The 14,269-nt window shown below is 39.5% G+C and carries 9 protein-coding genes and 1 tRNA gene; 4 read left to right on the forward strand and 6 right to left on the reverse strand.

Going from position 1 to position 14,269, the window contains the following annotated elements; all coding sequences use genetic code 11:
* Positions 1-13: 13 nt before the first annotated feature.
* From ACO1XM_RS01730 to ACO1XM_RS01740, 3 genes are read right to left on the reverse strand one after another with little or no spacing between them, the layout of a single operon-like run.
* Entirely contained in the window at positions 14-1,459 is a 1,446-nt protein-coding gene (locus ACO1XM_RS01730) for a glycosyltransferase family 2 protein (RefSeq protein ID WP_486225384.1), read from the reverse strand.
* Positions 1,460-1,466: 7 nt separating this feature from the next.
* Positions 1,467-2,582: a HEAT repeat domain-containing protein gene (locus tag ACO1XM_RS01735; RefSeq protein ID WP_486225385.1), complete on the reverse strand. Its 1,116-nt coding sequence runs from the start codon at positions 2,580-2,582 to the stop codon at positions 1,467-1,469.
* Entirely contained in the window at positions 2,579-2,944 is a 366-nt protein-coding gene (locus tag ACO1XM_RS01740) for a response regulator (RefSeq protein ID WP_486225386.1), read from the reverse strand. The genes ACO1XM_RS01735 and ACO1XM_RS01740 overlap by 4 nt, the downstream gene beginning before the upstream one ends.
* A 111-nt stretch (positions 2,945-3,055) precedes the next feature.
* Between ACO1XM_RS01740 and ACO1XM_RS01745 the strand changes: the two genes are divergently transcribed.
* The gene (locus ACO1XM_RS01745; RefSeq protein ID WP_486225387.1) at positions 3,056-6,499 is read left to right on the forward strand and encodes a PAS domain S-box protein; all 3,444 of its coding nucleotides are present in this window, start codon (positions 3,056-3,058) and stop codon (positions 6,497-6,499) included.
* 87 nt (positions 6,500-6,586) lie between these two features.
* Positions 6,587-6,668 (forward strand) — tRNA-Leu (locus ACO1XM_RS01750).
* Positions 6,669-6,739: 71 nt separating this feature from the next.
* On the opposite strand, the gene ACO1XM_RS01755 is transcribed toward ACO1XM_RS01750, so the two are convergent.
* Positions 6,740-7,141: a DoxX family protein gene (locus ACO1XM_RS01755; protein WP_486225388.1), complete on the reverse strand. Its 402-nt coding sequence runs from the start codon at positions 7,139-7,141 to the stop codon at positions 6,740-6,742.
* A gap of 249 nt (positions 7,142-7,390) precedes the next feature.
* Between ACO1XM_RS01755 and ACO1XM_RS01760 the strand changes: the two genes are divergently transcribed.
* Both ACO1XM_RS01760 and ACO1XM_RS01765 read left to right on the forward strand, forming a co-directional pair.
* Positions 7,391-9,667 (forward strand): GH92 family glycosyl hydrolase, encoded by a 2,277-nt coding sequence (locus tag ACO1XM_RS01760; protein ID WP_486225389.1) that lies wholly within the window; start codon positions 7,391-7,393, stop codon positions 9,665-9,667.
* Positions 9,668-9,883: 216 nt separating this feature from the next.
* Entirely contained in the window at positions 9,884-12,175 is a 2,292-nt protein-coding gene (locus ACO1XM_RS01765) for a GH92 family glycosyl hydrolase (RefSeq protein ID WP_486225390.1), read from the forward strand.
* Between the two features lie 11 nt (positions 12,176-12,186).
* On the opposite strand, the gene ACO1XM_RS01770 is transcribed toward ACO1XM_RS01765, so the two are convergent.
* Together ACO1XM_RS01770 and ACO1XM_RS01775 are read right to left on the reverse strand one after the other, a co-directional pair.
* Positions 12,187-12,642, reverse strand: a complete 456-nt coding sequence (locus ACO1XM_RS01770) for a GNAT family N-acetyltransferase (RefSeq protein WP_486225391.1) — start codon at positions 12,640-12,642, stop codon at positions 12,187-12,189.
* A 526-nt stretch (positions 12,643-13,168) separates the two neighbouring features.
* Positions 13,169-14,101 (reverse strand): LysR substrate-binding domain-containing protein, encoded by a 933-nt coding sequence (locus ACO1XM_RS01775; protein WP_486225392.1) that lies wholly within the window; start codon positions 14,099-14,101, stop codon positions 13,169-13,171.
* Positions 14,102-14,269: the final 168 nt, after the last annotated feature.

The raw sequence follows: 14,269 nt of genomic DNA on the forward strand, positions 1-14,269 counted from the left end.
TTTCGTCATGTGTTTATCTGACAGGCTCATTTTTCTTTTTGTACTGAACAAAACCCTGGCGTGACATTTCACCCCAGCTCTTTTTGCCTTTTATCAGATCGAAATTTCCTTTCAATCCCCACCACACTACACGTGGATGAAACCAAAATGGCTCAATTAATGCAGTACCGATCATTTTAATAATGTCTCTTTTTTGAGTGTACTTGTAATAAGAAGTTTCTTCCGAGAAAAGCGAAAACATGGAGATGAAGAAAGCAAATGCATAAACAGCCAGTGTGATGGCGAAGAAGAAGATCCAGTTTATTTTTCCAATAAACGCAAGCGTTAAAAAATAAAGCAATCCTGAAAACTCCACAAAGGGTGCAAGCCATTCAAAAAAGAACCAAAACGGATAACTAACCAGGCCCATCAAACCATACTTTAGATTAAAAAATAAATAACGATGCAGCTTAAGTACTTCAAAAGTGCCGCGCGCCCATCTGTTTCTTTGCCTTCCCAGGATCTGATAGGAGGCAGGTGCTTCTGTCCAGCAAAGCGGATCTGGAATATATGTCACTTTGTAAGGCAAATTATGTTGGTGCATATACACACGCATTCTTACCACTAACTCCATATCCTCGCCCACTGTATTATGGTTGTAGCCCCCACATTTTACGGCAATATCGCGTTTGAATAATCCGAAGGCCCCTGAAATTAGCAGGAGGCCATTGAGCTTGCTCCATGCCATACGTCCCAATAAAAAGGCACGTATATATTCAAGTACCTGAAATCTGGCTATTTGTATCTGTGGCAATTTCACCTCCACCAGTCTGCCATCTTCAACAATACAGGAGTTGGCAATTCTTACTACACCACCGCTTGCAATAACTGGTTTAGTAGACTCCAGAAATGGTTTCACCATTTTTAAAAGTGCATCCGGTTCTATGATGCAGTCCACGTCAATACAAGCGACCAGATCTTTTTTAGAAACATTAAGTCCGACATTTAATGCATCTGCTTTTCCACCATTTTCTTTATCAACAACAGTAAGTTTTTTAAAGGCACGGTTCTGCGATTTATAAATACCCCTAACTGGTTTGGTAGCAATAGTATATTGTAAATCAAAAGGAACGATAACAAGATTAAAAGCTTCAATCATTTTATTCAGCGTATCATCCTTACTGCCATCATTAATAATTATGATTTCATAATTATTATACATGATCGACATAAGTGATTTAACATTATCGATAATAGTCAGGCCTTCATTATACGCTGGGGCAATAAGTGAAATACCAGGGGCTAGTGGTGAAGAAAGTATATTTCTAAAATCAGTAAAATGGTTTTTCTGAATGTATTTGCGCAATTCATACTGCGATAATACAGCAAGTATTAAATACCCCAGTATTATGGATATGCCATACACCAGAATCAGGGTATTGATTGTAAAGAAAAATATTTCCCAGAATGAAAACATCATGAGACGATTAGTTAAGAAAAGTATTATTTACATGGGCAATCATTTGCTGTATTGCTACTTGTTTATCTTTTCCGAGCCCTTGTATATGTTGTTCAGTGCCATTCAGTTTTTCCAGCGCCCGCACTGTGGCAAGCCTCACTTCATAATCAGGATGCGATAAAAATGGTGTCAGGAATTTACTGTGTACATCAGGATCTCCAATGGAGGCCATGGTATTCATCAGCCTGATGCTTATTTGATCATAATCCCAGGTGTTGCTCAATATTTCCGCGATCGGAGTAGCATATTCTTGCCCGCCCATGTCGCAGATACCTTCTGCAGCCAGTAAGGCAAGATCTTTGTCAGCTTCTGATAATAATAATAACAGATCTGGAACTGATTCAATTTGCCTGAACAGTCGTGCCATTTTTATGCTAAAGCAACATACACTCCGATTCGAATGATTAAACCAAAGACTAAAATTCGGAAGTTTTCGTGCATCGAGTGTGAGTAAATGTTTATGAATGTTTATCTCTATCCAGGGTGTAATTTCGCCTTTATAATCATTAATGAAATTGAAAGAGTTATTCTTTGATAAACGAATAAGCGCCAGAATGCTTTCTTCCCGAATTGTCTGTTGAGGAGCCGAAAGGAGTTGCTCAATTTGGGGGATAGCATTGGAATAATCCATTTCTGCTAATTCTCTGATGCCACGGGCTTTAGTTACCCACGATATACTTTTTAGTTTCTTTAAACTGTTCTTGTGCAGTTCAAGATTTAAGTAGACAGCGTAAATATTATCTGCCGAAGTGCCTACTACATTTTTTCGTACGTGAATTAATTCATCAATCAGCACTTGTTGACCAAAAACTGAGTGGATGTTTTTCTTTAATTCGGATAAACCCAAATCAGATTCCTGATGCGATCGGTTTTTCTCTTGAACACTTATTCCGTAAATAATCTCCTGGAATATTTGCTTAAATTTTTCTTCTTTTTTAAGGTAATAGGATTTTACAAGCCGACTAATTAAAATAAAAAGAACTAAAGCAATGCTTAACAGAAGTAAGATTACGGAAATGGAAAGAAGTATATTGACTTCTTCCGAAAAAGCCTGTATCAGATAAGTCAAAGTAAAGTACTTCATTGACTGCTCAGAATTCGTTTTACTCTTATGGCAAGTTCTGCCGGGCTGAAAGGTTTGGAGATGAAATCAGTAGCACCCATTTGAAAGGCTTGTAGCACAGTGTCTTCTAATCCTTCCGCTGATAAAATAATAATTGGCGTACTTCGTTTTAGCGTTTCGCGAATGTATTGTGTTATTTCTATTCCCGAGCAATAGGGCATGTGAATATCTGTAATGACCAGATCAAAATGCATATCATTCAATATGGCCTTTGCATCACGGCCATTATTGACAACAGAAACCTCTCCAAGCTTTTCACGGGTTAATTTAAAGCGAATCATGCTTACAACGGCCTCATCATCATCGCAAACCAGTATTTTCATTGTTTTAAGTGCTCTTTAAAATCGACTTACAAAATTTATATAATATGCAATATTTTTAATTCTTAATATATTGAGAATTCATTTTTGTCTTAGAATTTTTCGAAACCAGGTGTGAAAAAACTTATATCGACTCTTCCGAAGCTTAATTTGAATAGCCTGAGGCTTCAATACGCACTTTTTATAGGCACTCTGTTACTTACCATTGTGGGTAGTCAGGTGGTTATTCAGTACGATCTCAGCATGCAAAACGATGATGCCAAGTTAATCAACCTGGCTGGACGGCAACGTATGTTAAGTCAGCGAATTTCCAAGCTTGTTTATTATTTAAATCAGTACGGTGAAGAAGGTACTTACAAAGTAGATTCATTAATTAATTTAGTTAATCGCTTTGAACAAGTCCAGGTGGCATTAATGCGAGGCGATGAATTGTTGAATGTTAGTGAAAGCCATTCAGCAACTATCGATTCTTTGTTGAAAGCAAATGAAGTTCATCTTCAAAAAATATTACAGGCCAGCAGAAATATAATTACAAATCCCGACTCCCTTACCATGGCTGCAAGTGTTGATGTGCTGGAGCAGCACGAACTCCCTTTCTTATTGACAATGGAGGCAACAGTAGCTACCTACCAGCGAGAGGCAGAAGAGAAGCTAAACTACATAAAAAAGGTTGAGATAGTTTTAGCCTCCTTTGCTATGCTGCTGCTGATAGGAGAACTGATTTTTATTTTCTTACCAATGATTAAGCGCATCACAGCCAACAACCGGATGTTGAATGACTTAAACATGGAGCTGGCCGTCTCCAATAAAGAGCTACAAGCAACCGAAGAAGAGTTGCGTAGTAATATGGAGCAGATGACTGTGATTCAGGAGCATTTAGAGGCAAGAGAACAGCAATACAGGGGTTTGGTAGAAGGGGCCTCAGATATGATTTTTGAATTGGATGCTGAGGGTAGATTCACCTTTGTTAACCCGGTAATGGAGAGAATAACCGGTTACTCTAAATCAGAACTTTCCAATACCTATTATTGGGATCTTATCTTGGCCGATCAAAAAACAAGCGTAGTAGATTTTTACAGAAAACAAAGCAGGAGCCGGCAAGAGAATTCTTATCTGGAGTTACCAATTGTTTCAAGGCAGGGGGAAGTCGTTTGGATAGGTCAGAATGTCAGAATGTTTTTTAAAGAAAATTCCGACCGTGTATGGAAGGTCAGTTCAGTGGCCAGAGATGTAACCCAACGCGTTTTAACAGAACGAAACCTGAGGGTGAGTGAAGAGCGATTCAGAACCTTAGCGGAGAAAGCACCTATTGGTATTTTTCAAACTGATAAAAATGGGAATGCTGTATACATGAATCAGCGCTGGGCAGAGATTGCAGAGATGGAACTAAGCCTGGCTATGGGAAGCGGGTGGGCTGGCGCTGTATATGAAGAAGATCGAGACCCGGTTTTTACAGCCTGGCAAATGGCTGTAGATCAATCAACAGAATTTTCTGAACTTTTCCGTCTGTTAACTCCTACCGGTAGTGTACGCTGGGTGAGAGGTAAAGCTACGCCTTTAAAGGATGTTGATAATCAAGTGATAGGATATATCGGTACCATCAATGATGTTACTGATATTAAACTTGCACGGGAACGAATTGAAGAAAGCGAAAAACACTATAGATTAATTTCGGAAAACTCCAGTGATGTAATTAGTCTGCATTCGCTCGACAGTACATTTACTTTTGTAACAGCTTCTATTAAGAATCTGCACGGTTATGAGCCGGAAGAAGTGATAGGAAAGAAAGCGCTCGATTTCATGCATCCTGAAGATGCAGCCGGTTTCGATGGCAATGAATTAATAAATCAACTCAATCAACTCAGTGAATTGCCTCCGGTCCAGTTCAGGATATTGACCAAACAAGGGCAAATAGTATGGGGAGAAAATATAATTAAACCTGTTTTTGCTAACGGAATTTTGTCTGGTTTTCAATCATCAGTAAGAGACATTTCAAAACGTAAACTGGCAGAAGAAGCTTTGAAGAAGGCTAAGGAAGAAGCAGAAGAGGCAACCAAAGCCAAATCTCAATTCTTATCAATGATGAGTCATGAGATACGTACCCCGATGAATGCCATCATTGGGCTTACTAATTTATTACTTCAAGAAGAACCAAGACCTGATCAACAAGAGAGTTTGAAATTACTTAAATTTTCAGGTGATAACTTACTAACCATCATCAACGACATTCTTGATTTTAGTAAAATAGAGGCGGGGAAAATAGTAATGGAGGAGATTGATTTTGATCTGCATCAATTGATTCAGAACATTGTTAACATGCTGAGGAATCGCGCAAGTGAAAAAGGCATCCAATTATTTTTTGTCTTCGACACAAATGTACCCAGGGTTATTGTTGGCGATCCCGTTCGCATCAGTCAGGTAATAACCAATCTTTTGGGCAACGCCATTAAGTTTACCGAGAAGGGTTATGTAGAAATCAGGGTATCGTATCAAGGTACTAATGGCAGCCAGGAACTTTTGCAAGTAACGGTGAAGGACACAGGCATTGGTATACCGGCTGAAAACGTAAAGCAGATATTTGAAAGCTTTACACAAGCCAGTGAAGATACTACCAGAAAATTTGGTGGCACAGGTTTAGGGCTTTCCATTACCAAACGTTTGCTGGATATTATGAACAGCAGCATTAAAGTAGATAGTAAGCTTGGTTACGGATCTACTTTTTCGTTTTTACTCACCGTACCCGAAGGAAATGCGGAAAAGGTCAGTGCGGCTCAACATCACTTCAATCAACAACCTGAAAAAGTAAGTGGCAGAGTTTTGTTGGCTGAAGATAATCGCGTTAATCAGATTGTGGCGAGTAACTTTTTAAAGAAATGGGGGATAGAAATGGATATAGCCAGCAATGGTCTTGAGGCTGTGCAAATGATTCAGAACAAGTCCTATCAACTGGTACTGATGGATATCCAGATGCCGCAAATGGATGGTTTTGAAGCAACAAAAATTATCCGAGCCATGGATACAGACAGCTATTTTAAAAAAATACCCATCATCGCCCTCACAGCTTCAGCCATGTCGGAAGTCAGAGATCAAGTTACGGAGGCGGGTATGAATGATTACATAACCAAACCCTTTGATCCGGATGATCTGCAAACCAAGATCTTTAATTATTTAGATCATACTGAAAATCAATTCTTTGAAACTACTAATGCAGCAATAAAGCGTAGGCGTTTAGGAGTCGATTTTGATCTGTACACAGAAGGGGATCCTGACTTTAAAAGAGAGTTCGTTTCATTGTTGCTGAAGAACCTGGATGAACTTAAAACGGCTTTGACCATGGCCTTGGAAGCGAAAGATGCAGGAGTTTATTCCAAAGCAGTGCATAAAGTACGAACCTCTATATTTATTTTAGGTGACAGTGAATTCTCGCGCTTGATAGATGAATTAAAAAACAACATTGAAGAACGGGGTTTTGAAGGTATTTCCGGGAATATTGAAGATTTTAACAGGCTTTGGCTAGGTATAAAAGAAGGGTTGGAAGAGGAGATGGGAATTGTATAAATTCTGATTTTTGTTTTTGCCAAGAAGTAAACTTTGCAGATATTTGCATCCCGTTAAGGAAAACCAGTGCCTTAATTGCTTAAAAATGCCTTAGTGGCGGAACTGGTAGACGCGCACGACTCAAAATCGTGTACCGTAAGGTGTGCCGGTTCGATTCCGGCCTGAGGTACAAGGCCCTTGTGAAAGCAAGGGCTTTTTTATTGTCAGAACAGGGAAGAAAGGTCAACTTTTTTAAAGTATTTATTTAGTTTTCTCTTTTTCATCTCCAGCAGCAATCACCAGCAAAGCAACAATCAGGATAAAGCTATACTCACTACCGCCCGATCCGTGTTCGCCCACAAACCATCCGAGTGAGGCATGGATAAGTATAATGCCAACGAGTAGGATTAAAATGAATCCAGCGGATAGCCATTGCTTATAATAGCCCAAAGCCAGCAATACGCCACCCACAATTTCAAAGGTACTCAGGCACCACACCGTGGTTGTTCCCAACGGCAACCCTTTGCTTTCCAAAAAAGAGCCGAAGCGTTCTATCGTTCCATTAAATACTCTAACCACTGCATGCGTAATAAAAATTAAAGCAACGGCTACTCTGAGTAGTATGAGTGTGGTATGTAAAGACAAGAAGGGAAAAGTTTTCATATGTATTACTGGTAAAATCAAGTAGTTAATGATGAGTTTATTTTAGTCGTACACCACTGTAAGTAAATGTATCACTTTGAAACAGCATCACAACTTAACAAAAGTTAAGTAATGCAAGTTAGAGGCAATCGTTGATGATAGGATGAGGTGTAAGGTCAAAACGCTTGTTGTTGATTTTATGATGAGTGGCGATAAGAAACTTCTTTTCCATGTACTTATTTTTTAGTTTTAAGTAGCCAAGACTTAACCATGAAAAGGATTTTTACAATTTGTCTGTTTCTAGTCAGTCATCTGTTATTTGCTCAAATTGCTGAGCCAGAAGAACTTGTTAATCCCTTGATGGGCACACTCTCTAAAGTGTCATTGTCCAATGGCAATACCTATCCGGCCATTGGTTTACCCTGGGGTATGAACTTGTGGTCGCCACAAACCGGTAAAATGGGCGATGGCTGGATGTACACTTATGATGCGGACAAGATTCGTGGTTTTAAACAAACGCACCAGCCCAGTCCATGGATGAACGACTACGGCCAGTTTGCCATTATGCCCACCGTTGGTAAAATAAAAATTAACCAGGACGATCGTGCCAGTTGGTTTTCGCATAAATCGGAAGTGGCCAAGCCTTATTACTACAGTGTTTACCTGGCCGATGCTGATGTGACCACAGAGTTAGCACCGACAGAGCGAGCCGCCATTTTTCAATTTACTTTTCCGAAAAGCGATTCTTCTTTTATAGTGATTGATGCCATCGATAAGGGATCCTATGTTAAAGTGATTCCTGAAGAGAATAAAATTATCGGCTACTCTACCCGCTACAGAAGAGGAAGCCTGACCAATTTCAAAAATTATTTTGTGATTTATCTGAGTAAAAATTTTACCATGGCACATACCTGGCGTGGTAATGTGTTGGTGAAGGATTCTTTGGAGTTATATGCCAATCATGCCGGTGGTGTTGTAGGATTTAAAACAACCAAAGGAGAGAAGGTACAGATGCGCGTGGCCTCTTCTTTTATCAGTTTTGAACAGGCAGAGTTGAATTTGCAACGCGAGTTAGGTAAAGATGATTTTGAAACGGTTAAAAAGAAAGGTAAGGCCATTTGGAATAAAACATTGGGTAAAATACAAGTAGAAGGAGGAAGCGATGTGCAGTTGCGTACTTTTTATTCTTGTTTATACAGAACCTTATTCTTTCCACAAAAATTATATGAGGTAGATGCAGCTGGGAAGATTATGCACTACAGTCCTTACAATGGTAAAATACTTCCGGGGTATATGTTTGGAGGCACAGGCTTCTGGGACACCTTTCGTGCCTTGTATCCTTTCTTAAATTTGATGTATCCTGCTATTAACAAAGAAATGCAGGAAGGTTTACTGAATGCATACCTCGAAGGTGGTTTTCTTCCGGAGTGGTCGAGTCCGGGTTATGCCGATATAATGATTGGCAATAACTCTGCCTCCGTGGTGGCAGAAGCTTATCTGAAAGGCGCGCGAGGTTATGATATTGAAAAATTATATGAAGCCCTGGTGCACGGTGCCAATCATGAAGGGCCTGTATCGGCTGTCGGGCGCAAAGGCGTTCAGTATTATAATGAACTGGGTTATGTACCCTACGATGTAAAAATTAATGAAAATGCAGCACGTACACTCGAATACGCTTATGATGACTTTGCGATTTATCAATTAGGCAAGGCACTTAACAAACCGAAAGCAGAAATTGAGGTGTATGCACAACGCAGCATGAACTATAAAAATTTATTTGACAAACAAACAGGTTTAATGCGTGGTAAAAATAAAGACGGCAGTTTTCAATCTCCTTTTAATCCTTTTAAATGGGGTGATGCTTTTACGGAAGGAAACAGCTGGCACTACACCTGGTCAGTTTTTCATGATGTGCAGGGTTTGATCAACCTGATGGGTGGAGAAACTCAATTTGTAAGTAAACTCGATTCAGTATTCACCTTACCACCAAAATTTGATGATACCTACTATGGTGGTGTAATTCATGAAATACGTGAAATGCAAATTGCCAACATGGGGCAGTACGCACATGGCAATCAACCGATCCAGCACATGATCTATTTATATAACTATGCCGGTGCGTCCTGGAAAACACAATATTGGGCAAGAGAAACCATGAACAGAATGTACGCACCAACACCTGACGGTTATTGTGGCGATGAAGACAATGGACAAACATCGGCCTGGTATATTTTTTCGGCCCTGGGTTTTTATCCTGTATGCCCGGCCAGCGACCAATATGTATTAGGTGCACCTTTGTTTAAAAAAGTCAGCCTGACTTTAGAGAATGGGAAACAGATCATTATCGATGCAAAAGATAATAATGCACAGAACAGATTTGTGGATGCGTTAACGGTGAATGGAAAAGCCTATACTAAAAACTGGTTGAGCCATGCTGAACTGATGAAGGGTGCCGTACTGAATTTTTCCATGTCAGCGAAACCCAATATGAAAAGAGGTACAACAGCAGATGCTTATCCTTATTCTTTTTCGAATGAGAAGCGTTGATCCTCTTGCTTTAAATATTAGATAAAATAATGCTATTGTCCCACTAAAATTTGAAAATTTTAAGTAACCATTTGATTTCCTTGATTCTCCTATCTCTCTCTGATGGAGAGAGGTAGGAGTGAGGCCAATCAAAAAGCATCAAGAAAATCAAATGGTTAAAGATACTTTTACGTTTTAGTGGGACATTTTTAAGAAAATAATTCACGTATACAATCAATGAAAAGTAATTTACTTAGCTTATTGTTTTTGGTTGTGCTTGCTACATCAGTATCAGCGCAACAAAACCTGATTCCCTTTGCCAAACCCATTATAGGTACAGAAAAAATGGGACACACTTTTCCCGGAGCAACCGTTCCTTTTGGTGCTGTACAACTTAGTCCGGACACCGATACTATTCCTTATGAAGTAAACAACCGCTATAATAAAGATGTGTACAAATACTGTGCGGGCTACCAATATGACGATAAGACCATCGTTGGTTTTAGCCATACACACTTTAGCGGAACAGGCCATTCTGATTTAGGTGATTTTTTGGTGATGCCCACTACTGGTCTATTGCAGCTGAATCCGGGTACGGAAGAAAAACCGGAGACAGGTTACAGATCCCGATTTTCACATGCCACAGAAGTGGCAGAACCTGGTTACTACAAAGTAAAGTTAGAAGATCATAATATCATAGCTGAATTCACTACTTCGCAGCGAACAGGCTTCCATCAGTATACTTTCCCTGCTTCGGAGGAGGCACACATTATACTGGACTTGATGGCTGGTATTTATAATTACGAAGACAAAAATGTGTGGACCTTTGTGCGTATTGAAAATGATACTTTGGTTACGGGTTACAGACAAACCAACGGCTGGTCGCGTACCCGTACGGTTTACTTTGCTCTATCATTTTCAAAACCATTTAAACAGTACGGTGCACAGGATTACTCCAAAAAACAAGTGTATAGAGGTTTCTGGCGCAAGTTCGATCAAACTAAAAACCATCCAGATTTAGCAGGCAAACAATTGAGGTTATACTTTGATTTTGAAACAAGTGCTAACGAAAAAGTGAAAATGAAACTGGCTTTATCCCCAGTGAGTACCAGAAACGCCTTGGAGAATATGCAGGCAGAAATTCCACATTGGAACTTCGAACAAAGCAAGGCTGAAGCTCAGGCAGCCTGGAATAAAGAATTGAATAAGATTCAGGTACAAACTATTAATGAAGAGGATAAAATTAACTTCTACACAGCCATGTATCACGCGGCCTTAATGCCAACACTCTATATGGATGTTAATGGTGAGTATAAGGGTTTAGATCAGAATGTGCACAAGGCAAAGGATTTTGTTAACTATACATCACTTTCGCTTTGGGACACCTACCGCGCTTTTCATCCTTACCTCAATATGATTAATCCCAAACGCAATGGTGATATTGTTAAATCGATGATGGCACATTATGATCAAAGTGCTTTAGGGATGTTGCCCATCTGGTCGCATTACGCCAATGATAACTGGTGCATGAGTGGATATCATAGTGTTTCGGTAATTGCCGATGCAATTATCAAGGGCAATACAAATGTTGATGCGCAACAGGCCTTAGATGCTTGTGTTGCCACAGCCCGAAAAAGAAGTTATGAGGGTATTGGTTATTACATAGATCTCGGTTACATACCAGCTGACAAAAACGGAACGTCCGTATCATCTACTCTGGAATATGCCTATGATGATTGGTGCATAGCACAACTGGCTAAGCACTTGAAACGCGAAGATATCTATCAGGAGTTTAGCAAGCGTGCTGAAAACTGGCGCAACGTATACGATAAGCGCATCGGCTTTATGCGTCCGCGTTTAAGTGATGGTTCATTTAAAAAAGACTTTGATGTATTGAATACCGAAGGGCAGGGTTTCATTGAAGGCAATGCCTGGAATTACAGTTTATATGTACCCCACAATCCTATAGCGATGATTGACTTGATGGGCGGTGAAAAAAGATTTACCGAACACCTGGATTCACTCTTTACCATGGATTTACCGGATGCTTTCTTTGCACATACAGAAGACATTACACGCGAGGGTATTATTGGTAATTATGTACATGGTAATGAGCCTGCTCACCATGTGGCGTATTTATACAACTGGACTACTAAGCCATGGAAAACACAAGAGCGCGTGCGCATGATTATGCGGCACCAGTATCACAATGGTTCAGCTGGATTAGGTGGTAATGATGATGCCGGGCAAATGAGTGCCTGGTATTTGTTTTCAGCCTTAGGTTTTTATCCTGTCGCACCGGGTTCCGATCAATATGCATTGGGTAGTCCCCTGGTGAAGGAGGCCGTGCTTACTTTTGAAAACGGTAAGACATTAATTATTAAAGCGCTTAATCAGTCCGATAAAAATGTGTATGTGAAAAGTGTAAGGCTGAATGGAAAAAAAGTGGAAGGTAATTTTATTATGCATACTGCCTTACTGCAGGGCGGAACATTGGTGTTTGAAATGAGCAGCAAGCCAGTGAGATAATAAAATTTACACTATCGGGATTTATTGAGTTTCATTTTTAAGATAGGATAATTCTTGCCTTCGCTGTCTTTTTTTAAGCGCTTGTATGTTTTGAAGCCAAGCTTTGTATAAAAGTGTACAGCACTGGTATTCTGTTCATTCACATCCACTTTGTCGACTCGTAGTTTTTCAATGGCAAACGAAACCAATTGACTTCCCAGCCCTTTACCAATGTATTCAGGTGAGAGAAAGAGCATCTCTATTTTATGGTTAACAACACCAATAAAGCCAATCACTTTCTCCTGATCAACTAAACAATAGACAGGGAAGGTGCTGAAGGCTATGTTTGCTACAACCTCTTTGAAGTAAGCGATGTCTTCAGGTAATAAAAAATGATGCGTGGCACGCACCGATTTTTCCCAGACTGATAGGAGCTGCGCTTTAAATTCATCCTTGTATTTAACGATTTCAGGTTGGCTATCCTGCATATAGCTTGATTCAATATTTATTCAGCAATATAAGCAATAGGGTATCTCTAAGCGCCATTTTAAAAATAAGTGAACTCGTCATGCGAGCCTTCTGGGTAAGGTTTTCGTTCAGGAGGGACGAAGCAATTTAGCTGACTTTTATTGAGGCTTCATCATCCCTACACACGCTCAGCGCTTGGTTCATTGCGATGAACTGTGTTTAATTTTCAAATCAATCAACGAATTAACTCATCAACAAATCAGCACATCAACACGGATTGCTTACTCATAACATCACACATTCAACGCTTCGTTCATCGCAATGACGCGAGTGATTTAATTTATAATAACAGACCACAATATAAACCTGCGTCATTGCGAGAAGTATGCGCAAGCATGAGTGATGAGCTTCGAAGCAATCTATAAATCAACATTTTCCATTTATTAACTAGATTGCTTCGTCATCCTACGCACAACCCCACGCTATTTCCTCGCAATGACGCGATTATTTTGTTTCGAAGTATTTTTGAGATGACTTTTAGTTTTTTTAATTGATCTCTACCACTTTTTTCTTTTGTAATTTATGCATAGGCTTTGGAATAATATCTAATATTTCTTCTTGTAATGTTTTAATCAATCTCATTTTTACATGATCCCGATGTGTAACCAGGCTGACCTCACGTGCGGGGCTTGGGTCTTTTAAACGTTTTACATGTTTCATTTGCGCCTGATTAAATTCCATCACCGCTAATTCTGGCAGAATGGTTATACCATCACTTTTGTCAACCATTCGCTTTAGCGTTTCTATGCTACCAGTCTCATATTTGAAATTGACATTCGAGTATTTGCGCAATTCACATAAGTTCAGAATTTGTGACCTGAAACAATGCCCTTCTTCTAATAACCAAAGTTGATTGGGATCAATTTCACTGGGTATTACATATTTCTTGTCGTGGAGTGCATTTTTCTTAGACACATACACGAATAACTCTTCGTAAAAGAGAATGTCTTCTTTAATAGAGTTATCTTTTAAAGGCGTTACTACGATGCCACAATCCAGGCGATTGTTTTTTAACTCCTGTACAATCTCTTCTGTAATCGTTTCCTTAATGACAAGATTGATTTGCGAATATTTTTCACGGATATTTTTAAATAGCTGGGGCAGGAGGTAAGGGGCGAGTGTAGGAATGATGCCAATGCGAATTTCACCGGCCATATTGTTCTTTTGTTCGGCAATAACCTGCCTGATTACGCTGGCCTCGCGCAAGGCAATGCGTGCCTGTGCAATAATACTAGCACCGATTTCCGTTGGGATTACAGGCTGTTTTGTGCGATCAAATATTTTTACATCCAGTTCTTCTTCCAGCTTCTGAATCTGCATGCTTAAGGTGGGTTGCGTTACAAAGCATTTCTCTGATGCCAGTACAAAATGGCGGTAGGTATCCAGTGCTACAATATACTCCAGTTGGGTCAGTGTCATAGATATTAACTATATGTTTATAAATATAATCAATTTGATTTATTAAGCATAACCCCTTAATCTTGTATGCTGAAAATGAAATTTGTAAGCCTTGTGTATGACATTAATCAGCAGAAATAACATCAATAAAGTATATTATTAGTCTTTTATAAGTAACAAATTGTAAAT

It is taken from the genome of Chryseotalea sp. (genome assembly GCF_057350905.1).

Bases quoted from the DNA above. Each gene is read 5' to 3' on its own strand.
- ACO1XM_RS01730 (WP_486225384.1), bottom strand. From the start codon at position 1,459: ATGATGTTTTCATTCTGGGAAATATTTTTCTTTACAATCAATACCCTG.
- ACO1XM_RS01735 (WP_486225385.1), bottom strand. From the start codon at position 2,582: ATGAAGTACTTTACTTTGACTTATCTGATACAGGCTTTTTCGGAAGAA.
- ACO1XM_RS01740 (WP_486225386.1), bottom strand. From the start codon at position 2,944: ATGAAAATACTGGTTTGCGATGATGATGAGGCCGTTGTAAGCATGATT.
- ACO1XM_RS01755 (WP_486225388.1), bottom strand. From the start codon at position 7,141: ATGAAAACTTTTCCCTTCTTGTCTTTACATACCACACTCATACTACTC.
- ACO1XM_RS01760 (WP_486225389.1), top strand. From the start codon at position 7,391: ATGAAAAGGATTTTTACAATTTGTCTGTTTCTAGTCAGTCATCTGTTA.
- ACO1XM_RS01765 (WP_486225390.1), top strand. From the start codon at position 9,884: ATGAAAAGTAATTTACTTAGCTTATTGTTTTTGGTTGTGCTTGCTACA.
- ACO1XM_RS01770 (WP_486225391.1), bottom strand. From the start codon at position 12,642: ATGCAGGATAGCCAACCTGAAATCGTTAAATACAAGGATGAATTTAAA.
- ACO1XM_RS01775 (WP_486225392.1), bottom strand. From the start codon at position 14,101: ATGACACTGACCCAACTGGAGTATATTGTAGCACTGGATACCTACCGC.